21 protein-coding genes and 1 pseudogene are annotated in these 26,531 nt (G+C 33.2%); 10 read left to right on the top strand and 12 right to left on the bottom strand.

Features of this window, described 5'->3' with window-relative positions:
* Positions 1-235: 235 nt before the first annotated feature.
* From MHI13_RS20930 to isaB (MHI13_RS20945), 4 genes are all read right to left on the bottom strand, one after another.
* Entirely contained in the window at positions 236-1,075 is an 840-nt protein-coding gene (locus MHI13_RS20930; RefSeq protein ID WP_002436267.1) for a M23 family metallopeptidase, read from the bottom strand.
* Positions 1,076-1,279: 204 nt separating this feature from the next.
* Positions 1,280-2,518: an ArgE/DapE family deacylase gene (locus tag MHI13_RS20935; RefSeq protein ID WP_002436237.1), complete on the bottom strand. Its 1,239-nt coding sequence runs from the start codon at positions 2,516-2,518 to the stop codon at positions 1,280-1,282.
* Positions 2,519-2,960: 442 nt separating this feature from the next.
* A complete protein-coding gene (gene isaB, locus MHI13_RS20940; protein WP_002436274.1) occupies positions 2,961-3,482 on the bottom strand; it encodes an immunodominant staphylococcal antigen IsaB family protein in 522 nt (173 codons plus the stop codon).
* A 62-nt stretch (positions 3,483-3,544) separates the two neighbouring features.
* Complete coding sequence (isaB, locus tag MHI13_RS20945; protein WP_064210810.1) at positions 3,545-4,087, bottom strand: immunodominant staphylococcal antigen IsaB family protein; 543 nt, start codon at positions 4,085-4,087, stop codon at positions 3,545-3,547.
* 267 nt (positions 4,088-4,354) lie between these two features.
* On the opposite strand from isaB (MHI13_RS20945), the gene MHI13_RS20950 reads away from it, so the two are divergent.
* The gene (locus MHI13_RS20950; protein WP_064210811.1) at positions 4,355-4,915 is read left to right on the top strand and encodes a hypothetical protein; all 561 of its coding nucleotides are present in this window, start codon (positions 4,355-4,357) and stop codon (positions 4,913-4,915) included.
* A gap of 51 nt (positions 4,916-4,966) precedes the next feature.
* On the opposite strand, the gene MHI13_RS20955 is transcribed toward MHI13_RS20950, so the two are convergent.
* Positions 4,967-5,746 (bottom strand): (S)-acetoin forming diacetyl reductase, encoded by a 780-nt coding sequence (locus MHI13_RS20955; protein ID WP_064210812.1) that lies wholly within the window; start codon positions 5,744-5,746, stop codon positions 4,967-4,969.
* 233 nt (positions 5,747-5,979) lie between these two features.
* Between MHI13_RS20955 and MHI13_RS20960 the strand changes: the two genes are divergently transcribed.
* Both MHI13_RS20960 and MHI13_RS20965 read left to right on the top strand, forming a co-directional pair.
* Positions 5,980-6,339, top strand: coding sequence for a hypothetical protein (locus tag MHI13_RS20960; RefSeq protein ID WP_037579077.1), 360 nt, complete (start codon positions 5,980-5,982; stop codon positions 6,337-6,339).
* A 163-nt stretch (positions 6,340-6,502) separates the two neighbouring features.
* A complete protein-coding gene (locus tag MHI13_RS20965) occupies positions 6,503-6,601 on the top strand; it encodes a type I toxin-antitoxin system Fst family toxin (protein ID WP_121909925.1) in 99 nt (32 codons plus the stop codon).
* 138 nt (positions 6,602-6,739) lie between these two features.
* Here MHI13_RS20965 and MHI13_RS20970 read toward each other — a convergent pair whose 3' ends face one another.
* Positions 6,740-8,152 carry an aminotransferase-like domain-containing protein gene (locus tag MHI13_RS20970; RefSeq protein ID WP_064210813.1) on the bottom strand — a complete coding sequence of 471 codons (1,413 nt, stop codon included), beginning with the start codon at positions 8,150-8,152 and terminating at the stop codon, positions 6,740-6,742.
* Positions 8,153-8,251: 99 nt separating this feature from the next.
* On the opposite strand from MHI13_RS20970, the gene MHI13_RS20975 reads away from it, so the two are divergent.
* The 4 genes from MHI13_RS20975 to MHI13_RS20990 all read left to right on the top strand — a co-directional run bounded on the left by MHI13_RS20975 (position 8,252) and on the right by MHI13_RS20990 (position 10,793).
* Entirely contained in the window at positions 8,252-9,223 is a 972-nt protein-coding gene (locus MHI13_RS20975) for a fatty acid desaturase family protein (RefSeq protein ID WP_176605632.1), read from the top strand.
* A 4-nt stretch (positions 9,224-9,227) separates the two neighbouring features.
* Positions 9,228-9,848 carry a LysE/ArgO family amino acid transporter gene (locus MHI13_RS20980; protein ID WP_002436218.1) on the top strand — a complete coding sequence of 207 codons (621 nt, stop codon included), beginning with the start codon at positions 9,228-9,230 and terminating at the stop codon, positions 9,846-9,848.
* 43 nt (positions 9,849-9,891) lie between these two features.
* Positions 9,892-10,065 (top strand): hypothetical protein, encoded by a 174-nt coding sequence (locus MHI13_RS20985; RefSeq protein WP_002436251.1) that lies wholly within the window; start codon positions 9,892-9,894, stop codon positions 10,063-10,065.
* A 119-nt stretch (positions 10,066-10,184) separates the two neighbouring features.
* Complete coding sequence (locus tag MHI13_RS20990; protein WP_060545605.1) at positions 10,185-10,793, top strand: recombinase family protein; 609 nt, start codon at positions 10,185-10,187, stop codon at positions 10,791-10,793.
* A gap of 230 nt (positions 10,794-11,023) precedes the next feature.
* Here the strand turns inward: MHI13_RS20990 and MHI13_RS20995 are convergent, their stop codons facing one another.
* The 5 genes and pseudogenes from MHI13_RS20995 to MHI13_RS21015 all read right to left on the bottom strand — a co-directional run bounded on the left by MHI13_RS20995 (position 11,024) and on the right by MHI13_RS21015 (position 18,360).
* Positions 11,024-11,350: a restriction endonuclease subunit S gene (locus tag MHI13_RS20995; RefSeq protein ID WP_340761955.1), complete on the bottom strand. Its 327-nt coding sequence runs from the start codon at positions 11,348-11,350 to the stop codon at positions 11,024-11,026.
* A 173-nt stretch (positions 11,351-11,523) separates the two neighbouring features.
* Positions 11,524-12,175, bottom strand: a pseudogene (locus MHI13_RS21000) (restriction endonuclease subunit S); the annotation flags it as partial.
* Positions 12,168-13,724 (bottom strand): type I restriction-modification system subunit M, encoded by a 1,557-nt coding sequence (locus tag MHI13_RS21005; RefSeq protein WP_340761957.1) that lies wholly within the window; start codon positions 13,722-13,724, stop codon positions 12,168-12,170. The pseudogene MHI13_RS21000 and the gene MHI13_RS21005, both read right to left, overlap by 8 nt.
* Positions 13,725-14,005: 281 nt before the next feature.
* A complete protein-coding gene (locus MHI13_RS21010) occupies positions 14,006-16,819 on the bottom strand; it encodes a type I restriction endonuclease subunit R (protein WP_064210720.1) in 2,814 nt (937 codons plus the stop codon).
* Positions 16,820-16,977: 158 nt separating this feature from the next.
* Positions 16,978-18,360, bottom strand: a complete 1,383-nt coding sequence (locus tag MHI13_RS21015) for an MFS transporter (RefSeq protein WP_064210719.1) — start codon at positions 18,358-18,360, stop codon at positions 16,978-16,980.
* Positions 18,361-18,708: 348 nt separating this feature from the next.
* Between MHI13_RS21015 and MHI13_RS21020 the strand changes: the two genes are divergently transcribed.
* From MHI13_RS21020 to manA, 3 genes are all read left to right on the top strand, one after another.
* Positions 18,709-20,586, top strand: a complete 1,878-nt coding sequence (locus MHI13_RS21020) for a BglG family transcription antiterminator (RefSeq protein WP_064210718.1) — start codon at positions 18,709-18,711, stop codon at positions 20,584-20,586.
* Between the two features lie 79 nt (positions 20,587-20,665).
* Positions 20,666-22,642 (top strand): fructose-specific PTS transporter subunit EIIC, encoded by a 1,977-nt coding sequence (locus MHI13_RS21025; RefSeq protein WP_002436390.1) that lies wholly within the window; start codon positions 20,666-20,668, stop codon positions 22,640-22,642.
* A 13-nt stretch (positions 22,643-22,655) separates the two neighbouring features.
* Complete coding sequence (gene manA / locus MHI13_RS21030) at positions 22,656-23,591, top strand: mannose-6-phosphate isomerase, class I (RefSeq protein ID WP_002436369.1); 936 nt, start codon at positions 22,656-22,658, stop codon at positions 23,589-23,591.
* Positions 23,592-23,658: 67 nt separating this feature from the next.
* Here manA and MHI13_RS21035 read toward each other — a convergent pair whose 3' ends face one another.
* Positions 23,659-26,511: a YhgE/Pip domain-containing protein gene (locus MHI13_RS21035; protein WP_002436363.1), complete on the bottom strand. Its 2,853-nt coding sequence runs from the start codon at positions 26,509-26,511 to the stop codon at positions 23,659-23,661.
* Between the last annotated feature and the right edge of the window lie 20 nt (positions 26,512-26,531).

The following is a 26,531-nucleotide window of genomic DNA, read 5'->3' on the forward strand; positions in this document are numbered from 1 at the left end:
CTTTTCATTTATAAATTATTTGTATAAATAATATGTTCATTATGCCAAAAACTTATGTTAGTATTTAAACTTTGATAAACTTTATTTATTTATTTTTATTAATTGAACTGCAATAAAATTAATAATTATATTATGCATAATAAAATTAAGCGAAAGCGTATTGTGCGTAATACCTTTGATATCAAGGGTTTTGGAATATAAAAAAATTACTCGACATTCAATCGAGTAATTTCCATCAATCATTTTTTAATATTTCACCTTTAATAGGATTATTATAATATTTAAATTGAATCTTCAATGATTGACCATTTTCTAAATCAGGGGCATTCATAACTTGAAAGTGTAAATGAGGTTCGGTAGAGTTTCCTGAATTGCCACACTGGCCAACCACTTCTTGCGCATAAATTAGATCCCCTTCATGTACAGTAATCGAATGCTTCTTTAAATGGGCAAGAACACTATACTCATGATCGCCATGCTTCAGCATTACATAATTTCCATATGGCTCACTTTCATTTGTGTTTCCAGGCGTATTATCATTAATATGGTTCACAACTTTAACAACCTCTCCATAAATCGGTGCAACCACATTCGCCCCAAAACTATAATAATTTGAACAAAATTGACCACCATCATACATCGTTTTACCATTGACTAGTTTCACTAAATCATATGCATAGCGTTGCGTTTCGTAGTTATAGTGATAATTAAATAATTCGTTATCTCCACCCCAATATATTAACCATTCATCTTTAATAGGAAGATCATAAGTCTGTTTCGTCCATTTATCTTTAAAATAATAGAGGGGTTTCAGTATTAAACTATAAATAACATCATTTTCCAATAACACGAAAATACCATAATTTTGGTATTCATCTAGCCAGATTTTTTCGCCACTCTTTTCATTGCCTATATCCACATACAAAGTATGTTTCTTGGCATATTTCATATATAGATCTAGTGTTTCCTTTAACACGCGTTTACTAATAGAGCGCTTAAAACTTTTAGAAAACATCCTATATAACTCATTGTGCTTTTTATTTTCGATTAGAGTAATTAATTTGTTTAAGTCCATTTTCATCCCCCCAGATGTCCTATACATTAATATATATTCCCTAATTTATATATAATTATCATATTTCATCTTTATATATAAAAAATGACCCCCATGAATAGAAGCCTACGAACTCACTAAAAATAATCATTCAATCAAAAATCCACAAAAAAGCCCATCTCACTTTTTCCAGCGAGATGGGCATTCACCTTATATAATTAATACTTAAAATTCATCAGTAAATGACGTTAAGAAATCGATATAATAATCAACAAAATCAAGATAATTTTGTTTTTCAACACATTCGTCAACTTGGTGAGGTCCAATACCAGGGCCGAACATTAAGAATGGAAAGTGCTCATCTTTACCACGAAGTAAGTTAGACGCATCTGTAACCGCAACAGTCGGCGTAATAATTAAACCTTCCTCATTAGGGAAATGTGCTTGTGCTTTCTCATGGCCAAGTTCTACCAATCTATTTTTACCAGTTGTTACAACAGGCGCTAAATCAAGATAGATTTCTTGAGATAAACTTGAACCATTTTCGTTAGCTTGTTTTAAATATTTATTAAATAATTCTTTAACTTTGTCATTATTATATTCTGGTATAGTACGCACGTTAAATTCAGCAGTCGCACTATCCGGTACAGAATTGACTTGTGAACCACCGTTAAAGATACTATTTGTCATGACTAAACCTTCAATTAAATCTTTAGCCTGTTCTTTAGTGACATTTTCAGGTAATTGACCTGCTAACTTATTCATCATATTACTGTAGTCTAAAGACTCACCTTTAACAGTTTGCGTAAGTTCTTCATATTCTTTATCAATATTTTGAATAAATTCGAGTAGTGGTTTAATCGCATTTTCACCTAAGAATGGCATTGAACTATGTGAAGATCTACCTTTAGAAGTGATTCGGAAATCCATAGAACCTTTATGCGCATAGACTAAACTTGGATAAGACGGTTCTGCGATAAGTAACGCGTCTAAATCGTCCGCATAGCCTTTTTCATATAATTGTGAAGAACCTGCTTGTTCCATTTCTTCACCAACAGTCGCCATAAATTTAATTGTACCTTTATTTAACTGGTTACTTTCTTTAATTTCAATTAACGCAATGGCTAATGCTGCTAAACCTGATTTCATATCAGCAGCACCGCGTCCATATAAGTAACCATTATCTTCAGTCAATTCAAATGGATCATATGTCCAGTCATCATGATTTCCTTCTGCAACCACATCCATGTGACCTGAAATACCGATGACAGGTTGACCTGAACCAACAGTGGCAATTAAATTGGCACGTCCTTCTGAAACTTCATCTAATTCTGATTCAATTCCATACTTGTCGAACCACTTTTGTAAGTATTTCGCTACTTCCAATTCATTGTCGTTCACTGTTTTAATTGCGACGATATCCGATAGAATTTTGACTCTCTCTTCATTTGTTAATACACTCATGAATGATTACCACCTTTCCATGACTTCTATACCCTCTCCCCTTGAAAATTAATTTTCCGACAGAAAGTGAACTTTATCAAATTTAAATATTTCATTGATACAACTTAAATTACGTATAAGAAAATTAAAATTCTTTAGCGCTGGTGCACTTTAATAAGGGGAGGATGTCATCATCATTGACCTTTATCAGTGTCTCTCTATTCATCATATCAGTTTTCCCTACTCTAATTTTATAGATTTGAATAAATATTTCTCCACTAAATAAAAAAAGAGTGGCACAGAAATATAATTTGTCAAAATTAATTTCTCTGTACCACTCCGGCAAGGATGACTAAGATTGAAAGAAGCTTAGCATAAGTGCACTTCCAATTCAGATATCTATTGCCAATATGTTAATTAAGGTTGAGACAATTATTTATGTTACAGCCTCCACCTATAAATCTTATTTACTTGGTGTAGAAAGTGAGTAGCCAATCGTCACTGCTACGACACGACTATTATCTACTACAAACAATACACCTAAACCTTTACCTGAAGGTGTATAACAAAAAATACCGCCATCCTTGTTTTTATTATGACTTTTCTTAATTAAATCTTTGCCATAAGCTTTTTTCAGCTGATTTAAGGTTAAATCTTTAGTCACAGTAAATTGGACTTGTTTAGCCTTAATCCCATCATTTGCGACACCTTCGAAATGTTGATCATACTTATCGACCATTTTAGTACCAGTCGAATGTGTCAATTTAATTCCATTAAATGTCACATTATTACTCTTAACGGCTTTAATAAATTGCTCTTTAATTAAGAATGATCCATTTCCTTTAACGTAACCTTGATACGTATAGTAATGTGAGTTTGTAGCTTGAGCAATGCCATTAACTGGTGAAGCCGTAGAAACACCCACTCCTACTAATGTTCCCATTGCGATAGTTGATGCTACAAAGACTTTAGTTAGTTTTCTCATGATAAGCTATCTCTTTTCTATATTTAATGTTGCTTGTTCATTACGTATTAGTAAATGATTAGCTAAAATTTTTCTCCAGTCACACCTAGTGTTCCGATTGTAATTTTAGTTACTTTATTATTCTTAGTAGTAAATGATATACCATAGTGTTTATTTCCTGGGCTATAAGCATACGTTTTAGTGCCTTTGTGCTTGTTAGGTAAAGCTCTCAAACCTTTACCATAAGCTTCTTTAAGTTGTTTCACAGATAGATGACTTGTAACTTTAAACTCTACGCTACCTGCTCTCGTTTTCTTAGTATTAACTCCACTAAAGCTTTGGTCATATTTCTTAACCATGCCTTTATATTTGTTCACATGATTTTTACCAGTTGTGTAAGGAATTTTTATTCCATTCATTCTAAAAGTGTCATACTTTAACGAATTAATAAATAGTTGGTTTAAAACAAATGAGGCGTGATTACCAGCATATCCTGTAAATGAGTAGTAAGGTGCTGTTGCTGCATGGGCTTGATTCACTGGTGGCGTATCTGTTGAAAGGCCAACTCCAAATACTGTTCCGGCTGCTAACATTGACGATAAGATTACTTTTGTAGTTCTGTTCATAAATGGATCTCTCCTCTATTTTTATTGGAATCGCTATTTATGTACAACAAAGATGGGATATTACGATTCAATTACAATATTACAATGCGATTACATAAAGTGCAAATTTTTCTTTAATGTTTTTTATTACATTCTTGTAATTTTTTATATTTTCAAAAATAATTGGTATGATATACGTAACTTATTGTTTCAAAATAGTTCTACTTATGACCCGAAAACGATTATAATAGAATACAGAAAAATTTAATTAGGACGGAGGACAACCATTTGAAAAAGATATTAGCAAGCATCGTAGTGATCCTTCTTGTCGCTGCATTAAGCTTCTCAATTTATGCAGCAATGACGCATGAAAGCAAATCTTCTAATACTGACTCAAATAAAGACAATCAAAAAACTGAAGAGAAACATAAGAAGAAAAATAAATCTAATCAAGACAGCGATCAATATAATGGAAATAATAACGCTAACCAAAGCCAAGAAAATGCGCAATCAGAACCAGCATCTGGCACATATAACGGAAACTCTAATATTAATCAATCCAACAACACAACTAAGCAACCTAGCAATAATCAGTATCAAAACGATAAACAACAAACCAACACAAACGAAACTAAAGATAAACCATCTAAGAACAACTACAAACCAAGTATGCAAAATAACACGAACAATAATAACTACAATAACCATTCACAACAAAATAGTCAGAACTCTACACAACCATCAACATCAGAGAAACCTAACAACCAGCAATCTAGCTCACAAAACTCTGAAAACAAACCAAGTAACCAACAAAATAATAACAACAGCACACAAAATAAACACGAGTAATAAAAAAACGTTTATGCAAACAGATGTATGCATAAACGTTTTTATTTTTTATTAATGGAATCTCATACCACCATCAACAATGATAGTTTGTCCTGTAATATAATCTGAATCACTACTTGCTAAGAAACTTACGACATTAGCTACATCTTCCGGTTTTGAAAGACGTTTTAAAGTGATTTGATCAGTGAACTGTTTCCAACCCCACTCTTCGGGTTGATTGTTCTCTTTAGCTAATTTTATTGCAATACCTTCCATCATTGGTGTTTCAACAATACCAGGTGCATACGCATTAACTGTAATACCTTTATCAGCTAAATCACGTGCAGCAACTTGTGTTAAACCTCTAACAGCAAATTTAGTACTACTATATAAAGATAATCCCGCATTACCCTCTACACCGGCTTGAGATGTAGCATTAATAATTTTACCGCCATGACCTAGTTTATTAAATTGTTCTAATGCAGCTTGTATTCCCCAGAATACGCCACCTAGATTGACTCCAATAACCTGATCAAATTGTTCAGGTGTCACTGTATCAATTGGCGTCATTGGACCTAAACCTGCATTGTTAACTAATACATTAAACTCTCCGAAATGCTCAACCACTTTTCTTAATACTGAAAAGACTTCATCACGATTAGAAACATCAGCTTTAAAAGCAATGGCCTCTTGTTCATTATTCGTTAAAGATGACGCAACACTTTTAGCACCTTCTTCATTGTAATCAACTATGGCTAAATTAAATCCATCTTTAAATAAACGTTCAGCAATTTTCAAACCAATACCTTGAGCCGCTCCAGTAACAACAGCTACTTTTTTAGAATTACTCATCCAAATCACTCCTATAGATAATATATTCAATTATTATATTATCACTAAGATATAAGAATGATTTGTAGAGATTGTGAATACTTATTTAATTTTTATGTTTTATTATTTTTTGAGTAAGCTAACCTCTCTCTTCAAAACTACTATCTAAATTTATACTTTATTACCTTATATAGCAGTTTCATATATTTATGCGTTATCATGAATTATAAATAATTTTAAAAAGGTGATTAACTTTGAAAAAGCTAATTTATATTCCTCTTATAATTATAGTAATAGCAATTTGTTACATGATTCTAAATTTCTTATTTTTTGATAAATGGGTTATGTATTCCAGTGAAAAACAATTAAATACCTCTATTAAAAATAAAGATACTAAAAACTTAAAAGAAATTGCTAAAGATAATAAAACTTATCAATTTCTAAAAAGCCAAAATAAAGTTTCTATTAACGGACAATCAGATAATCAAGGTAGCGGTCATATAGGTTATTATCAAGTGAACATTAATGACAAACCAGCGACTTTAACTGTAAAAATTAAGTATGCATTACTACAAGAGAAACCAAAAATAAAATCAGTAGAATTAAATGACTAACTAACAAAAAGACTCTAATACATATCAAATTGAACTAGAGTCTTTTTTAGTTAACATAAATGACTTATCGGAAGTTAACTCTCATCGTATATTCGGAGATGATATAATATATAGGTCGCCTATCCCTCAGGCGTCAATTTGACGTAGAGAGGAGGTGTATAGAGTGATGCTTATTTTCGTTCACATCATAGCACCAGTCATCAGTGGCTGTGCCATTGCGTTTTTTACTCATTGGCTAAGTAAACGCAATAAAAATAGGTGACATATAGCCACACCAACAAAAATCCCCTCACTATTGCGAGTAGTGGGGGGATTGGTGTATAAGTGAATACTTATTTTCGTTGCCTAAATTATAACACTGGTGAGCAGAGGAATGCAAAATAAATAAAGCTCTTAGGAATCAATTCCGAATTTTTTTAATAATACTACTTAATTTTTTTAAACTTCTATCAATATCACTTTCATCAATGTATGAGTAAGAAAATCGAATGTAATTTTTGTAGTTAGAATCATATATTTCTCCAGGTTGTATAAGTATATTTTCTTTTATAGATTCATTAAACAAAGTTTTTACGTTTATTGAAATAGAAAATTTAAACCAAATATAAAAAGAACCATCAGGGTCGTTCCAACTACCGTATATAGATAGGTGTTTTTTTAAAGCTTCTATAAATAAATTTTTCCGTTCTATTAATTCTACTTTTAATTTATCTATATGCTTTTCATGATAAGTATTTAGCCATTTTGTAGCAATATACTGTGATATAGAACTAGCACCATAATCATTTTGCATTTTTAAATCAGATAAGTGGTTAATTACATTTTTATCAGCTACTATCCATCCAATACGCAGACCAGGACTAACTGTCTTAGATAAACTACCTAAATATAAGACATTATCACTGTTTTTCAAAGACTTCATTGGAACTTGTTTTTCAGTATTAAACCATAAATCAGAATATATGCTATCTTCAACAATAGGTATTCCATTTTTTTGACATTGATCTATAATTTTTTGTTTTTCTTCTTTAGTGTAAGTATTTTGAGTAGGATTATGTAAGGTAGGTACACAATAAAATATACTGTTTTTGTAGTTACTACTTATTTTAAATATATTATTAATATTTCTCTTTATATAGTTAATTGATAAAGGGATCATTTTAGATCTGATATTATGCCAAGTACGTATAGAATTAATATATGAAGGTATCTCAATAATAATTTTAGATTGAGGAACTAATAACCCATCAGCTATTAGTTTTAATCCTTGAACGGCGCCTGAAGTTATGCATATATTATCAACGTCACAAATAACCCCTCTTTTTTTCATATACCGTACTATTTCTAATCTAAGATCTAATTTCCCTTTTGGCTCCTCGTAGTTTGTTTGAATAGATTCATCAATACTGTTTGCTATTATTTCTTTGAATAAATTATTTGGGATTAACTTGGGTGATAACTCACCAGTACCTAGACGTATAATATTAGAATTGAATTCTAGTTCGTTGATTCTTTGAATATAATATTGATTGTTTTTAGACATACTATTCCCTATATAATTTTGCCAATTAATATTACTTGTAATATAAGCATTCCATTTATATTGAGATACATAAATGCCTTTTTTTTCAATGGTTTCTAAAATACCATAGCTTTTCAAAATATCTAGTGACTGTATAACTGTAGATCTATTCACATTATAATATTGAGAAATTTCTCTTTGAGATGGTAATTTATCTCCTGATGATAGCTCGCCATTGTTAATTTTATTAATAATATCATCTATTATCGTTTTATATTGAAAATTTCCCATGCCTCTTCTCCTTGAAACTGGTTGGAATTTTATATTTAATCTGGTAGTTTTTTTAAATTTCAGATTATTATAACATATAATCCACAGGAGGGGATTATGATGTCACAAAAATTAAAAAAGGCAGTTTTTTCTAAGGAAATCAAAAAAGAATTGAAACCTTTGATGAAAAAAGATAACTATCATAACATTTTTGCTTTACTTTTTGATTGGTTGGTTATTTTTGGAAGTTCTTATTTAAGTATAACTACAGGAAATATATTTGTTTATCTACTTAGTATTATTTTAATTGGAAGTCGAATGCGAGCTTTTGATAATTTAATGCATGAAGCATGCCATCGTTCGTTATTTACGAATAAATTTTTTAATAAGTGGATTGCTTGTATATTAGTAGCATTCCCTATTTTTACAAGCTTTACTACATACTGCAATTCTCATTTTCAACATCATAGAAATTTATGGGATGAGAATAATGATCCTGATACAAAAAGATACCGTATTGTTGGGCTAGATAAGCCACAAGAAGATACAAAAAAATTTGTAGCAGATCACATTATAAAAGTATTATTACTTTTTCATGTACCTAAGTATATACTAGGTACGGTATCAGCTAATCTTTATAGTAAGGACATACCTAAGTCAGAGTTTTGGACTAGAAATATTCTGTGGATAGTTTTGATATTGACGTCTATAGTATTTAACTTCTGGTTATACCTTATTATTTTTTGGTTCGTGCCACTTCTTACAACGTTTCAAATTATTCGTTATTGGGCAGAGATGGCAGAGCATTCTGGATTAAATAATGATACTGAATTAACAGCAAGCAGAAACACATTTGGTATGCCTTGGACAATATTTTTATTTCATCCACATCATGATAACTATCATTTGGTTCATCATTTATTCCCAGCTATTCCTCATTATAATTTAAAGAAAGCACATACTATTTTGATGAAAGATAAGAAATATAAAGAAGCACACCATTGTACTGGATTTTTTAAGACTACACTACCTGGGTTTTATAGTGTAGTAAAAGACATTTGTACACCCAATAATAAAATGAAAGAGAGTTAATATTATGTTACAACCAATTGCACATGGTGTTTTATTAGCATTAGGTCTAATTCTTCCATTAGGAGCGCAAAATGTCTTTGTATTTAATCAAGGTGCTAATCAAAAGAAATTTGTAAAAACTTTACCAGTCATTATTACAGCTGGACTATGCGATACATTATTAATAACCATTGCAGTTTTAGGGGTTTCATTAATTTTAATGTCTCTACCTATTTTGCAATTAGTTATATATATTATAGGCCTTCTATTCTTATTATATATGGCTTGGTCTTTATGGAATGAGAAACCAAATAATTTAGAAAATCATGACTCTATGAGTGCTAAAAAGCAAATTGGTTTTGCTTTATCTGTATCCCTATTAAATCCCCATGCAATTATGGACACAGTAGGAGTAATTGGCACAAGTGCTTCTGTTTATTTAGGTATAGAAAAATTATTATTTAGTATTTCTACTATTATTATTTCATGGATATGGTTTATTTTATTAGCTATATTAGGGAAAATTTTAGGCTCCATAGATCAGACTGGAAAATATATAATAATCTTAAATAAAGTATCCAGCGCTATTGTTATTATAGTTAGTTTGATAATTGTAAAAAACATCTTACATTTAATCTTTGGTTAGATGATTAAAAATCTAGTTTAATAAATTAAAGGAGTGGTTTTGAATGTCTAAAAGAACAGATGCAGATAATTATGTTATCAGAAAATATGGAAATGATATCACATTCATTCGGGAAAGTGGAGGAATTTTCTATTATGAAGTTAGCACTTTTTGGAGTGGAAAGTTTACAATAAAAGTTAAAGATGGTTTTCTTGGTTGGAATGACGAAAAATTATAAAATGTTAAATAATAATTTTGATTAATTAAGGTACACCCTAATCACACAAAATAAGTTATTGAATTTATAGTAACTTGAACGTATGATTAGGGTGTATATTAATTTTGGAGTGAAAGTGAATGATTATAGGTTATGCAAGAGTATCTTCGATAGATCAAAATTTAGAGAGACAGATAGATAATTTGAAAACATTTGGCGTAGAGAAAATATTTACAGAGAAACAGTCGGGAAAGTCAGTAGAAAATAGACCCGTATTTCAAGAAGCACTTAACTTTGTGAGAATGGGCGATAGATTTGTAGTAGAATCGATTGATCGCTTAGGTCGTAATTATGATGAAGTGATTAACACAGTTAATTATTTAAAGGATAAAGAAGTTCAATTGATGATTACTAGTTTACCTATGATGAATGAAGTCATTGGCAATCCTTTATTAGATAAGTTTATGAAAGATTTAATCATACAAATATTAGCAATGGTTTCAGAACAAGAACGAAATGAAAATAAACGTCGACAAGCGCAAGGTATTCAAGTAGCTAAAGAAAAAGGTGTATATAAAGGGCGTCCGTTACTTTATTCAGCGAATGCTAAAGACCCACAGAAACGTGTTATTTATCATCGCGTGGTGGAAATGTTAAAAGAAGGCCAAGCAATTAGTAAAATTGCGAAAGAAGTAAATATAACAAGGCAGACAATTTACAGAATTAAACACGATAATGATTTGGTTTAATAAACTTTACTTCGATGAAACTGAGAGCCTCTCACAGCGTCCCAAAACAGATGATCATAATCTATTATGAGCTTTTTAATAACAAAACAAGAAAAGAGAGCAAATACGCTCTCTTTTTTTACTTTACATAATAGGTATTTATCAGAATTACACAAACATCTTTTGTAATAAGCCTTGTTTACGTTGTTTTAATAATTCGACTTTAGAAGATTGTTTTTCAATTATTTTATCTATTTTTTTAAGAATAAACTGATTTGTTTTTGTTCTTGTCTTACAGGAAGTTTTATTTTATATAGTTCTATATCTTTCTTAGTTAATTGTGGTTGTGCAGAACCAAAGCTAAGTAAATCAATTTGTTTTTTTCCTAATGGTGAAGCTAAATATTTTGTTATAAAAAACGACTTAATATAGTCTTCTGTTCTAAGAATTAGCATACCTGAGTTAATTCTTACAAATGGTTTTTTCTTAGTAATTTTCTCATTATACAGAAAAACATTTCCAATAGATCCTCTTGTAGTCAGTACTACATCATTTATATTTAATTTTCCTTTCCCCATAGAGTTTGATTTTTCTTTAGTAATATATTGACTTTGATTTAAAGAAAAGCCTTGTTAAGTTACATTTGCTGCACTTAAAAAAAGTGTATGCCCATTTTCCATAAAATCATTTTTAGTAGGATAATTTTTACCTCGATCACCATCTATAACAGAAAGAAATTCCATTAATTTCATTTCTTTCCAACTAGGATGATTGTTCCCTCTTTCATCTTTAAATTTTAACTCTTGAGAAAAAATCTTTTGTATATACCCACGCTTTTGTTGTTCTAAAAGTTCAAGTTTCTCTTCTTCTAACTCAATTTGGTAGTCGAGTTTGCTGAAGAGTTTACCAATTTTCTCTTGTTCTTCATTTTTAGGATAGTTAATCATTACTTTTGCAATTTCATTTTTATTAATTTTTTTCGGAAATGCTATATGCAAAGTCTTTCTCCATAGTTCATTTTGAACAGTAGGAGAAAGGATTAATGATTCTAAAAAATATGAATTAATATTTATAGGTTTTAATAATGCTAAACTCACATAGTATGCTAACGGCTCTATTAAGTTTACTACTTTAGGCGTTCCAATATCACCTATTCGAGTCATCAGTATATCTCCATATTCTGGATAAATTTTAAATTCTTTTTCAAAATCCTCTTTGGAAATAAACTTATTTGATTTCAATAATCTTATATTTTCTACAGAAAGAAATCTAATTCCTTCTTTAGTATATCTCGGAGTTTGATGAGTACCATCATACACATTAACTACGTCTGCTAACTTACTTTTACGCCACTCACCTTTGAACTCTGTAAATCTTAACTCTGGAGTATTTTGTTCAGTCATTATCCGACACTCCTAGTTCTTTGAGATATTCGTTGATTTCTGATTCTACGTTGGCGATGTCTTTATCGATGTTTTTGAGTTGCTGTTGGACTTGGTCTAAGTCAATCGGCTCTTCTTCTTCAAATGTATCTACATATCTAGGAATATTGAGGTTGTAATCATTCTCATTGATTTCATCTAAACTTGCGACATAACTATATTTATCTATTGTCTCTCTTTGGCTGTATGTTTCGACGATTTTTTCTACATCTTCATCTGTAAGGTGGTTTTGGTTTTTACCTTTTTCAAATGATTGTGAAGCATCAATAAATACTACGTCATCATCAGCTTGGCGACATTTCTTAAAGACTAGGACACACGTTGGAATACTTGTCCCAAAGAACAAGTTGGCAGGTAAGCCTATCACGGCGTCTAAATAATTCTTCTCTTCGATTAAATATTTACGAATTGTGCCTTCGGCTGCGCCACGGAATAGAACACCATGTGGAAGAACAACTGCCATTGTCCCCTCATCATCTAAGTGATAAATCATATGTTGAATAAATGCAAAGTCTGCTTTAGATTTAGGTGCAAGTTTGCCGTAATCACTAAAACGTTCATCATCTAAGAATGAAGGTTCAGCACTCCACTTCGCACTGTATGGTGGGTTTGCGACTACCGCATCAAATTGTTCGCCTCGATGCGCTGGATCTTCTAATGTATCGCCATTTTCAATTTGGAAGGCTTTAAAGTTCACATCGTGAAGCAACATATTCATTCTAGCTAAGTTATAAGTTGTACTATTGTATTCTTGACCATAATAGTTACGTACTTTAGCTTCACGACCTACACGTAATAGTAATGAGCCAGAACCACATGTCGGGTCATACACACTTCTTAAATCTTCTTTACCAACTGTAACGATCTTCGCAAGTATCGTTGATACTTGTTGAGGTGTATAGAATTCACCGGCCTTTTTACCCGCACTAGCTGCGAATTGACCGATTAAGTATTCATACGCGTCGCCTAACATATCGATTTCTAAATCACTATGGACGAATGGTAATGTAGAAATATTCATCATGACTTTCCCAATTAATTTCGTACGTGCTGCATTGGTATTACCTAAACGACTGGAGTTCAAATCCATGTCATCGAATAAATGGATGAAGTCATCTTCACTTTCATGACCACGTGTAGAGTTCTCAACATTTTTAATCGCATTGCTTAAGTCTTCAATTTCAAATGTTTGGTTTTCAATTTTAGCTTTTAAATTACTAAATAAATTTTCCGGTTCAATAACGAAACCAATACGTTGAATGAGTTCTTTCTCAACGATAGGACGGTAATCCTCGTTATTCATTGCTTCTGTATATGAAATATTATCTTCTGAAAGAAGTCTTGCGGATGTCTCTTCAACCTTCTCACTCAAGAAACGGTAAAAGATAAGGCCTAAAATGTAATTTTTAAATTCATTGGCGTCCATATTCCCACGTAAGTCATTCGCAATGGACCATAATTTCTTTTGTAGTTCTGCTTGTTGTTGACGTTTCTTCTCTGATGTAGTCAATGTACGTTCCCTCCATTTAGTACGAAATTTATAAATAAATAGTTGTCCATTTATTTTGTCTTTTATTTATAATTTTATAGCACAAAATAAAATAAGTTAAGTGGGAACACCCACCTAACTTACAGTTTTTGTGAATTATTTTACTAGATATAAAATCTAACGCAAAACTCTTGAGGAAACAAGATAAGTATCTAAACCGTGGCTCGACCCCAGCCCCTCCTTAGGAAAGCGTTGCGATTGAAGTTAGATGTTAATATCATGTGTTTAAAACATCAAAATGATTATTCCACTGCACCATATTTTTCTACGGTTTCTTGAACGAAGGATTTAACATTATCAATTTTCTTAGTACGCACGAGTAAGCCACCAGAGACACCCTCTTCAACTAAATTATTATCTAATTGTCCACTGTACTCATACTCACTCACAAGCTGTTTTAATAAATCAATTGGATAGGTTTGATCTTTGGCGAAATCTTGTAACTCGCCTTCTTTGACTTCCTCTTCAAATTCATAATATGCATCATCAATCGCTGTTCCTTCTTCAAGATGTGGAATCACACTATCTAAGAACTCGCGAATTAAGTCTGCCTTCAGTCTTAATTTATCATCATCTGCTTGTTCAAGTAACTTACGTATCTGCTTACGTGCTTTATCTGTTTCTTCTTTATTCGTTAAATCAATCTGGTTCAATAAATCTAGAATATATTGAACATTAATCAAATCATTTCTTAATATCTCGACTTCGAAGTCAATATCATCTAAAACAGAGACTTTGTTAATTTCTCTTTTATTTTTCTGACGTACAGCATCATATAAATGAAGATATTTACCTCTGTAATCTTGAAAAGTTTGCTGAGCTATGCCGAGTTTATCCTTGTCAAAGCTAAATTCGTCAAACGTTTTTAGCATTTGCATTAAACGTGACAAACTACGGAAAGTTAATACAAACTCTTTAATATCATCTTCACGTTCTAATCGGTCTACCGCTTCTGGCGTATCTGCAACTTTATACAACTCTATTAATTGCTTTTTAAACTCAACTAAATACTCATCAAATGATGCACTTAATACCGTGTCTACATCATCTGTTTGTGAGAATAACTCGATTGCTTTATCTGTATTCTCTTTCAAATTACGATAGCACACAATGTTGCCATAAGGTTTAGTCTCATCTTCAACTCGATTCGTACGAGAATAAGCTTGAATTAATGTATGATATTGTAGATTTCTATCAACATATAACGTATTTAACTTTTTACTATCGAAGCCTGTTAAGAACATATCAACAACAATTAAAATATCTAATCGTTCACCTGGTATGCCTCGTTTCACTCGCTGAGAAACATCATTAAAGAATCCATCAAATGTATCTGTAGAATAATTTTTATCAAACATTTTATTATAATCTTTAATTACTGTTTCTAATTCTTCACGTGAATGCTTAGGATTTTCATTTTGTTGATACACTTCTCTATTTTTATGCATATCTTCATTAGGATTATAAGTGAAAATTGTAGAAACATTGAGGTTGTGTAAACCTTCTTCTTTCATCTCTTTGAAGATTTTATAATATTTAATTGCCATTGGTATGCTTTGAACAGTAAAAATGGAAGTATACATTTGATTACGCGTCTTCTTGTGATGGTTTGCGACAAGATGTTTAGCTACTTTCTTAAGACGGTCGTCAGCCATCCAAATCTCATTCTCATCTATCTTAGAAACATATTCTTCATCAATATTGTCCTTCAATTTATCGAATGTATTGAGGTATTCAACAGAGAATCCTAGTACATTGCCATCACGAATCGCATCTTTAATAAGGTAAGTATGGAGGCATTTCCCGAATATATCCGCCGTCGCACGTCCGTCTTGACTCGCATTCTCTTCAAAACGTGGTGTACCTGTGAATCCAAAGTATTGCGCGTTCTTAAAATGTTGTTTAATCACACGATGCATATCACCAAACTGTGTACGGTGACACTCGTCGATAATGAATACTACTTTATCTTCTTTATAACGTTCAATTGCTTTATGTCCTGTTTTAATTGCATTTGCCATCTTTTGTATCGTCGTAACGATAAGGTTCTGAGTAGGGTCGTCTAACTGTTGAAGTAATTTACGTGTATTGTCTGTAAGGTCGACAGAGTCATTTTCAAATTTGTTGAATTCAGCAAGCGTTTGGCTATCTAAATCCTTACGGTCGACTAAAAATATGACTTTATTGATATTAGGTTCCCTAGAGAGAATCTGACTCGTCTTGAAAGAAGTTAACGTTTTACCGCTTCCTGTCGTATGCCAAATATAGCCATTATTATTTGTCTCTGTCGCACGTTTAATTAGTGCCTCAACTGCGTAAACTTGATAAGGTCTAAGCGTCATAAGCACTTTATCAGTTTCATTAATAATCATGTAGCGACTAATCATTTTAGCAAGTTTGCATGGGCTAAGAAAATCTTCAACAAAATCTTTCAGGTTATTGATACGTTGATTATTTTTATCGCTCCAATAAAACATCGCGCTCTTAAAAATTCTTTGGTCGCTATTTGCGTAGTAACGTGTTTCCATCTTATTACTAATAACGAAGAGTTGAATGAATCTAAACAGACCTGTGTAATTAAATTTACGATAACGTTCAATTTGATTAAATGCTTGAGTAATTGCGATACCACTTCTTTTCAATTCAATTTGAACAAGTGGCAAACCATTGATAAGAATCGTCACATCATAACGACTTTTATATGTATCTTCAACAGAAACTTGGTTCGTTACTTGGAATTTATTCTTACACCACTTTAACGTATCCATAAAACTCAGATATACTTTCGTCTCATCATCACGTTCAAGGACATATTTATCCCTTAATATCATTGCACTATCAAATACACTTTTATCACTAATATCTATCATAATTCTACGAAATTCCGCATCTGATAATGGCTTCCCTTCAAGTTTATCAGCATTACGTTCATTTAAAATTGAGCGGAAATTATCGACTAGCTGTGCGTGATCACGTATTTGAACTCTCTCGTATCCCTGACTCACTAATTGTTTAATTACATATTCTTCTAAAGCGTGTTCGCTTTGATACCCCATACTATCACCCAATATAAATAATTTAATTAAAATATATCATATTTACTTGGGTCATTATATAGTGAAAAACAAAAATTGCACACATAACAATTATTAATGAAAAAACTGTTATGAGTGCAAGAAATCTTTTAATAGATCATTTTAAATTAGAATATCTTTTATTCAGCACGTTGTTTGTTTCGTAAGATTTTTAATAAGAAAGGGAGTAGTGCTATAAATAAAGATGCAGCTGCAAATAACCACGCTTCACTAGCCCCTGCTATTAGTTTATTAGAACTTGAGGAGTTATTAATAAATAATGAAGTTATAGCTGTATAAATAGCAATACCTATATTTTGAACCATTCTTTGAGCTGCTCCTACTGTACCTTGCATATCCTGAGAAACGGAGCCCATAATTGCTGAAGTATTAGAAGGAAGAAAGAATCCACCTCCTAAACCATATAGTAGTAATAATAGACTTAATGCTATTGGACTTAAAATAAATTGGAAGCCTCCTAAACTTGTATAAGCAATAGTCATTATAATTAATCCAATCACCATTAATATGGTACTTCCTAAACGAGATATCAACTTTCCGGCAAGTTTTGAAACAATGACTAAGCCTAAAGGAGATGCTAAATTAACTAAGCCCACTTGCCATGAACCGAGATGGTTAGCTTTCTCTAATATGTACGGTGGAACGATAAATCCTAGAGAGGTCGTACCGCCAAACACAAATATCGCAAAAATAGGAGAAGAAAAAGATATATTTTTAAACATGCGTAAATCTATGATTGGATGACTATTTTTTAATTCCCATACTACAAACAAACTAAATAGTATGATAAAAGTTATTAAATTCCCATAAACGAGTAAACTTTTAATAGAATTATGAGACCATGCAGTTAGACTGATTAATAAACAAAATATAGATAGAAATAACAATATATTTCCTCGCAAATCCAGGTGAATAGATGTACTTCTATTTTCTTTAATATTTCTCTTCAATATTAAACAGCCAACTAACCCTACTACGATAAAGGGAATATTCATCCAAAATATCCATCTCCAACTTCCTAAAGAGAGTAAACTCCCTCCTACACTAGGTCCTAAAACTGGTCCTATTCCTAAAAGTATACTTAGCGTTCCTAGGGCCGATCCTTGTCTATCTTCAGGAATACTAGTTGTAATAATAGCAGTGGCAGTGCCTTGCAACATTGCTGCTCCGATGCCTTGCAAACCTCGAAATGTGATCAATTGGATAATATTACTTGAAAAACCACATAAAATTGAAGCTATTAAAAACACAATAAGCCCGATACTATAGATATTTATTCGACTAAATTTGTCACTCAATCTTCCAAATATGATAATCGTTCCCGTCAATAATAAAGTATATAAAGTGACACTCCATGTTATCAATGATGTATCAACATTAAATGATTTCGATAAAGTAGGTAATGCAAGGTTAATAATCCCACTATCTAAGGTAGATAAAAACATTCCTATGCCTGCGGTAAAAACAACTAAATAATCAAAATCTTTAGAAGAAATGTTCAACTATAATACCTCCTCATCTAACTAATTTACTCATACCCATATAACATTTTGCTTAACAATATAATGAAGAAACTGTTATTTGAGCAAGTCAATTAAAATTAATGTTTGATGGGAGTGGTTGTTGAGTCAATTGTTCTAATATAATGATTTAAATTTGGAAGTTCGTTGTCTTGAATATCGAAGACTTGGAGTCTATTAATTGTTTGATTACAATAATCGATAATTTCGTACTTAATTCTTCAAAGTTGATTTTCTTACCTACTTGCCTATCTCCTCGCTAACAAGTAAACTTTGATTGTGTAGTAAGCGTTTTCCTAATCAAACTTTGTGGGAGAAGTGAGATGGACTATGATAAACAGACAGATTAAACTCATTCAACTCTTAATCAATAACGCTCAAACGTACATTAGTGGGAATGAAGTTTCGGCTTATTTAAATGTGTCTAATCGCACAGTTAGGAATGATATTAAAGTTATTAATTCTACATTCATTGATAATCTTATAGTGAGTGTTAAATCTAGAGGTTATCAATTAAATTTAGATACATATTCTATTAGTTATATTGAGGGACAATTAAATGACAGTATTCTTAAAGAGAGAAAGTTATTAATTAAGATTGCTTATAAATTATTGATGGATCATCATACATATACTTTGAGTGAGCTTGCATCACAGTTTCATCTATCAAAGTCAGATGTACTTGATTGTGTCACACGTATCCAAACTTGGTGTGAAAAATTTGATGTCACCGTCACTTTGAAAAGGAAACAAGGTATCATTATCGATGCTAGTGGTTCGGATTTAAGTAATGCGGTTCTTCATCTGAATCAACTCTCTTCGAATGAAATTAAGGTAGAAGATTTGATTCTGCAAGAATTACCACAGGGACATATTCAGCGTATTCATCATATTATTAAGAAACATATTCAAGCTTCCGAGCTTCAAACGTCAGATAATCAAGTGCGACAGTTACTTGTGCATTTAATCTTAATTATCAAGCGCACTAACTCTGAGGAGTTAGATTGGGAGTCGGATCCAACTTCACTAGCCATAGCACGACAGTGTATTACAGATATTAATCAACAACTAGGTTACCGGCTGACTGATGAAACGAGTCAATTGTTTTCATTCTTCATTAGTTATCATTTCAATCAATTTGATTTAAGCTTCCAACAACTCTTTATTCAAAGTTATATTCAACGGTTAATACAATTGATGGAAACGAATGTAGATATTCCTTTTTCTAAAGATTCAATTCTAAAAGAAAATATTTATATGCACTTTAGTCGTACCTACTTACGATTGATGCGCAATGTTTACCTCAACAATCCGCTGACATCTGAAATCAAACAACTCTATCCTTTTATCTTTAACACGCTTTATGATGTGATTCATCAGTTATCTAAAGACACTGACATACAACTTAGCGAAGATGAAATTGCCTTTTTGACGATTCATTTTCAATCATCAATTGAACGACAAATGCATTCGACCATTAACGTCGTCATTGTGTGTTATTACGGCTTAGGGGTTTCAACTTTATTAGCCGAAAGGATTAAGAAATTAAGTCCTTCAATATCAATTGTTAATACATTGAAACTTGAAGATGTTGAAACTTATGACTTTGCGCAAGTGGATTTACTCATCACGACGCATGATATCGACTTAAGTCACAAACGTTCATCACACCTTCCGAAAGTGATTCAGGTGTCGCCATTATTTTCAAAAGATGATGAACGCCAAGTTGAACATGTAATTAAAACGTTTAAAAACCCAACGTTACAAAGAGATGCCCTGTCACCAATAGAATTTGTGGTTGAGTCCGACATCGAACAAGATGAATCCTCCGTTGCACTCTCAATCTTTAAGAGAACTCAAGAGATTCTAGAAGAACATCAAGCGACTTTAGATGGTTATATTGAATCTGCGATGGAACGCGAACGTCAGTCTTCAACTTTCATAGGCAATGGTATGGCGATTCCTCACGGTAATCCTGAGAAGGTGCTGAAATCTCATGTGATTGTCTATAAATTCAAGCACCCCATTCCATGGAAACAACATGATGTGAAGTTAGTGTTCTTCCTAGCGATTGCGAAGAAAGATGCACAAATGATGAAAAATATGATTCAGTCACTGGCTCAACTTGATGAATATACGGTTGATCAGTGGTGTCTGATGGATAACCATGTCATGAAAAATAAGTTAATCGCTCAAATTCGAGAATAATTGCCACTAATAACGGCAATTATTCTTTTTTATATAGTATTGAATACGCTTACACTTTAAATAAAGGAGAGTGAAAGCGATGAAAATACTTGCTATAACATCATGCCCTAACGGTATCGCTCATACATATATGGCTCAAGAAAAATTAGAACAAGCTGCTAAGGAAATGGGCGTAGATATCAAAGTTGAAACGCAAGGCGGTGTAGGTGCTGAAAACATTTTAACTGCCAAGGAAATTAAAGAAGCAGATGGCATCATTATCGCCGCTGATAGACAAGTTGATCTTTCACGTTTTAATGGTAAACGCCTCATTAATGAGAACGTGCGTGAAGGTATCCATCATCCAAAACAATTAATTCAACGTATCATTGATCAAGACGCCCGTATCTATCATGGAAATGATTCAGAAACTCACAGCCACAATTCTGAAGAAGATAATGAACATAAAAGTGGCATGCAAATGGTCTATCAACACTTAATGAATGGTGTCTCTTTCATGGTGCCATTCATCGTTGTAGGTGGATTGCTGATGGCCATTGCTTTAACTATAGGTGGCGAAGCGACTTCTAAAGGCCTCGTCATTCCAGAGCATTCATTCTGGAAATCAATTGAAAATATTGGAAGCTTATCTTTTAAATTTATGGTTCCAATTCTAGCCGGTTATATTGCCGTAAGTATTGCTGATAAACCCGGACTTGTTCCAGGTATGATTGGTGGAGCTATCGCTGCTGATGGAAGTCTTTACGGCAGTACTGCAGGTGCTGGTTTCTTAGGTGGTATTGTTGCCGGTTTCTTAGCTGGTTATATCGCTAAATGGATTAAACAAATTAAAGTTCCTAAAGCGATGGCACCGATTATGCCAATTATTATCATACCTATTATTTCTTCACTTATCGTAGGACTGATATTTATCTTTGTCATCGGTGCTCCAATTTCAAGTATCTTTGCTGCATTGACGACATGGTTAAAAGGTATGCAAGGTGCAAATATTATTATTCTAGCGTTGATTATCGGCGCTATGATTGCCTTCGATATGGGTGGTCCGATTAATAAAGTTGCCTTTCTCTTCGGTTCTGCATTAATTGCTGAAGGTAACTATGCAGTGATGGGAATGGTTGCTGTAGCAGTATGTACGCCTCCAATCGGTTTAGGCTTAGCAACATTTATTCAAAAACGTAAGTTTAACAAAGCTGAACAAGAAATGGGTAAAGCCTCATTTACAATGGGGCTCTTCGGTATCACTGAAGGTGCGATACCTTTCGCTGCCCAAGACCCACTTAGAACAATTCCAGCTAATATGATTGGTGCTATGGTAGCATCTGTCATCGCCGCGCTGGGAGGTGTTGGAGATAGAGTGGCCCACGGTGGTCCAGTTGTAGCAGTACTTGGCGGTATTGATAAGGTTCTTTGGTTCTTTATCGCTGTCATTATCGGTAGTTTAGTCACAATGATGACGGTCTTAATTTTCAAGAGACATACACCTGCGAATGAAGTGAATGCACACGAGACTGACCCTACCCTTGAAAATGATTCTACATCAGCAAACGATACAACAACACAAAGTAATGTAGCAACGACTGCTCCACAAAGTGAGCCTACAAATGAAAGTAAAGAACATGAAGTATTTGCCGAGAATATTATTGAAATATCAAATACTGAACTTACGCGTGACAATGCGATTGATACGCTCATTTCTAAATTAAACGAACATCACTATATCTCTAATGTTGAAGAAGTAAAAGAAGCTATTCTTAAGCGAGAAGCAGAGTCAACTACTGCCATTGGTATGAATGTGGCGATTCCTCATGCGAAATCAAGTGCAGTCAATCAACCTGCCGTAGCTGTTATGCAAAATAGAAAAGGCATTCAGTGGGAAAGTCTTGATGGTTCATTACCGCAATTGGTCTTCCTTATCGCTGTGCCAAATGACAGTAATGATACGCACTTAAGATTATTGCAACGCTTATCAAAAGCTTTAATGCATGATGATACAAGAGACAACCTCGTACATGCTCAAGATAAAAATGAAATCTACAACATTTTAAAAGAGATATAAAGGAGTGTAAGATATGGTATTGTTTCTTAAACCTGTATTTCAAGAGCGCATTTGGGGTGGCAATGCTTTAACTCAGTTTGGTTATGATATTCCAAGTGATCAAACTGGCGAAAGTTGGGCTATTTCAGCACATCAGAACGGACCTAATGTCATTGAAAATGGCAAACATCAAGGTAAGACGTTGGATAAGGTATGGGAAGAAGATCGTGCGTTATTCGATAACGATTCAAGAACACACTTCCCGCTTCTAACTAAAATTCTAGACGCTCATGATCAACTTTCAGTACAGGTTCATCCTAATGATGACTATGCACTTAAACACGAAGGTGAATATGGTAAGACAGAGTGTTGGTATATTCTTGATGCAGAACCTGGCTCAGAAATCATCTATGGTGTAGAAGCACAAACAAAAGAAGAATTAGAACAACTCATCGATAATAAAGACTTCGACCATTTATTTACTCATGTTCCAGTTCACCCTGGCGACTTCTATTATGTTCCTGCTGGTACAGTACATGCGATAGGATCAGGCATCCTCATCTTGGAGACGCAGCAATCTTCTGATACCACATATCGTATTTATGATTACGATAGAAAAGATAAAAATGGCAACACACGTGAATTACATTTAGAACAAAGTAAAGATGTTATCGATATTTCTAATCGACAGCCGAATACTTCTCCACATACTAAAGAGATTGATGGTAACACTTATACGCAATTTGTGTCGAATACGTTCTTCACAGTAGAGAAATGGGATATTTCTGAACATCTAACTTTAGAGAAACCTCATCCGTATTGCTTAGTTTCAGTCATTGAGGGTGATGGTCAATTAACAGTTGATGACGAAACATTCACTGTTCAAAAAGGTACGCATTTTATTTTAACAACAGAAGATAAAGCAATTCAGTTTAATGGACACATGGAGCTAATTATAAGCCATCCTTAAATAAGCATTGCTTATAACTAAAATAATCCCTCGAATTGAACCATACAATTCGAGGGATTTTAGTATATTATTCAGTTACTTTACTTTCTGCTGCACGTTTAGCAATTTTACGCATAATTGGGTCCATCACAGGTTTCATACATATACCAAATATAATAAATCCAAGGCCGAACAATGTGAGTACGACAACTTTAGTAATTAATATTTCAGGTACAATACCACCTACAGTTTCACGTAAGGCGTCAATGGCATAAGTGAAAGGCAGGTATGGTGAAATGGTTTGGAAGAACTGTGGTGTCGTTTGAATTGGGAATGTTCCTCCACCCCCTGCGATTTGTAATACGAGCAAGATAATCGCTACAGCTTTACCTGGATTACCTAACATGGACACGCATGTATAGATGATTGAGTTAAATACGAGTGAACTAAATACAGCGATGGTTACGAATAAGACTGGTGATTCCACCGCCGCTTTAAGTATCACTAGGTCACCTATCGACACGATAAGTGCTTGAATGATACCTAAGAGGAAGAAGAAACCAGCTTTACCCATGTAGATTTGTCGTGCTGTTAATATAGGTCGCAAATGTTCATGTTTGTTATCTACTGAAAGTAAACTTACCATTAATAAGCCGCCTACCCATATTGATAACGCTGTATAGAATGGTGTCATTCCTGAACCATAATCTTTCACTGGGAAGACATCCGTAGTCTTTTTATTAATTGGATTTGCAATTGTGTCTGCTTGCTTTTTCAAATCGTTCTTTAATGTGTCTATAAGTTTATCGATAGCATCATCTTTGTCTAGTTTCTTGAAGACTTTATCTGCTTTTTTAAGATCCTTCTCAACGTCAGGCAATTTATTCTGTGCGAAGTCAGCTAGTGAAGCTAAACCTTCTTTCGCACGTGGTTGATTCTCATTTAATAAATTAACAGCATTGTCATAGCGGTTAAATAATGCCGGTAAGTTTTGGTTGACTGATTGAGTGACATTAGCTAATTCTTGTTCCAATTGTGGTAAGTCATTGCGCACGAAACTAGCGGCTTGTGCAACGTCTTTCTTCACAGTTGGGAAGTAAGCTTGAGCAGTTTTCATGGCATTGATGTAAGTTTGTTCAATACCAGGTAAAGTGCTTTGTATTGTATCAATACGTTCTTTACCATCACTTAAGATATCTTGACCTGCATTAATCACTTGGTTGATTGAGTTCAATTTCGATTGAATTGTAGATAAAGTATTCTGACCTTTATTTAATTGATCTGTAATTTCGTTTGAAACAGCTAATAAATTGTTATTTAGTTCATTTTTAATATATGAACGGAAGTTATCAAGATTATCACTCAGTTTTGGCAGTCCACGAAGTACTTTTACTGCTTCAGACTGGCCTGAACTACCATTTGATAAAGAATCAATTAATTGATTAGTCGTACGTAAACTATCATTAATTTGGTTATTCGCCTTTTTAATATGTTTAATTTCTGATGATAAATCTACATCTTCACTTTTCTCTAATTCTGAGAGAATATCGATCATTTGTTGATTATATTTAGTAGCATTTTCCAATCGAGATTTAATATTCTCAAGTGGTTCTTTAAATTGTGTAGGTTTATCTGATGCGATAACACCATATGCCATGTTCTTCAACGCTTTAATATCTTGTTGAGTGGCTTGAGCTTGTTTGTCTGTCTGATTTGATAATGATAATAACGATTCTGTTAAGGCGGTGTTCATTGATTTAACGTCGTTTTGTGTTAAATCTGAATCATTGTTAGATGAATCACCCATCGTACTCATTTGGCTGGTCTTTATATTAGAGTAACTATGCCCTTGATCTTTATGGCTTTGGGTAGCACTTTGTTGCTGTGTCGTTGTATGATTGTTTAAATCTTTATTCACAGCACCATTCACTTCTTGTGCTCTACCGGCAGCTTCTTGATAGTCTTTCACACGCTGCTTCGCTTGAGTTAAATATCCTTGTGCGTCGTTTAATTGACTACTTGCTGCATCAATGCCTTCACTGGCAATGTCTACGCCTTTATTAATCTTAGGAAATTGTGCTGGCACATCATTGGAAGCTACATTGAGTAGTCGTTCAATATTCGGCATATAATCATTAAGTGCTAGGATGAGTTTTGCCTTCTCATTTAAAGCGGGAACAGCCGAATTGACTGCATTGAGTTTGTCTTGAGCATCAGTAATGTTGGCCTTATATTTACCTAAATCTCTAAATTTATTCGCATATTGATCTAACTCGTCTTGATGATTGTTAAGATAAATAACTTTGTCAGCGAAGTCGTTAATCTTAGGTAATGCATCATTCGCTTGATATACCGCATTTTTAATCTTATTGATTGTCGGCACATTGTCTTCTAATGTTAGACCGACTTTATTTGCTTCAGTTAACAATGCTTTCGTAACTGTTTTATTAAATTGCTCATTGGCTTTCTCTACAACGAGCGATGAACCTGTATCTGTCAGTTTCGCCGCTACGGCATTAATTTTTTGGTTCACTTTGAAATTAACGTCTGCTTTTTGCGGATGCTTTCTTAGTGTGCCAGTAACTTGATGTGTAAACTTACTTGGTATGTATATACCGGCATAGTACTTACCCATCTTAATTTCATGGTCTGCTTTTTCTCGGCTAACAAATTGCCAATCGAAACTGTCATTGTTCTTTAGCGATTTGACCATTGTATCGCCGACGTTAATTTTTTTACCTCGAATTTTGTCACCACTGTCTTCATTTACTACTGCTACTTTAATATGGCCTGTATTGCCATACGGATCCCACATCGCCCATAAATTGAACCATGCGTAGAACGAAGGTAGAATAGCTAGACCTGCTAAGATCACCCAAACACCCGGCGTTTTCGCTACCCTCTTCAAATCCGTGATAAAGAGTTTTAGTGCGTTCTTCATATTCACACTCCTATTGAGAA

Source organism: Staphylococcus sp. FSL K6-0223 (assembly GCF_038008285.1).

Bases quoted from the DNA above. Each gene is read 5' to 3' on its own strand.
- MHI13_RS20955 (WP_064210812.1), bottom strand. From the start codon at position 5,746: ATGAGTAATTCTAAAAAAGTAGCTGTTGTTACTGGAGCGGCTCAAGGT.
- MHI13_RS20930 (WP_002436267.1), bottom strand. From the start codon at position 1,075: ATGGACTTAAACAAATTAATTACTCTAATCGAAAATAAAAAGCACAAT.
- MHI13_RS20970 (WP_064210813.1), bottom strand. From the start codon at position 8,152: ATGGGAAATTTTCAATATAAAACGATAATAGATGATATTATTAATAAA.
- MHI13_RS20985 (WP_002436251.1), top strand. From the start codon at position 9,892: ATGTCTAAAAGAACAGATGCAGATAATTATGTTATCAGAAAATATGGA.
- MHI13_RS21025 (WP_002436390.1), top strand. From the start codon at position 20,666: ATGAAAATACTTGCTATAACATCATGCCCTAACGGTATCGCTCATACA.
- MHI13_RS20990 (WP_060545605.1), top strand. From the start codon at position 10,185: ATGATTATAGGTTATGCAAGAGTATCTTCGATAGATCAAAATTTAGAG.
- MHI13_RS21010 (WP_064210720.1), bottom strand. From the start codon at position 16,819: ATGGGGTATCAAAGCGAACACGCTTTAGAAGAATATGTAATTAAACAA.
- MHI13_RS21035 (WP_002436363.1), bottom strand. From the start codon at position 26,511: ATGAAGAACGCACTAAAACTCTTTATCACGGATTTGAAGAGGGTAGCG.
- MHI13_RS20975 (WP_176605632.1), top strand. From the start codon at position 8,252: ATGTCACAAAAATTAAAAAAGGCAGTTTTTTCTAAGGAAATCAAAAAA.
- MHI13_RS21020 (WP_064210718.1), top strand. From the start codon at position 18,709: ATGATAAACAGACAGATTAAACTCATTCAACTCTTAATCAATAACGCT.
- manA (WP_002436369.1), top strand. From the start codon at position 22,656: ATGGTATTGTTTCTTAAACCTGTATTTCAAGAGCGCATTTGGGGTGGC.
- MHI13_RS20980 (WP_002436218.1), top strand. From the start codon at position 9,228: ATGTTACAACCAATTGCACATGGTGTTTTATTAGCATTAGGTCTAATT.
- isaB (WP_064210810.1), bottom strand. From the start codon at position 4,087: ATGAACAGAACTACAAAAGTAATCTTATCGTCAATGTTAGCAGCCGGA.
- MHI13_RS20935 (WP_002436237.1), bottom strand. From the start codon at position 2,518: ATGAGTGTATTAACAAATGAAGAGAGAGTCAAAATTCTATCGGATATC.
- isaB (WP_002436274.1), bottom strand. From the start codon at position 3,482: ATGAGAAAACTAACTAAAGTCTTTGTAGCATCAACTATCGCAATGGGA.
- MHI13_RS20995 (WP_340761955.1), bottom strand. From the start codon at position 11,350: ATGGGGAAAGGAAAATTAAATATAAATGATGTAGTACTGACTACAAGA.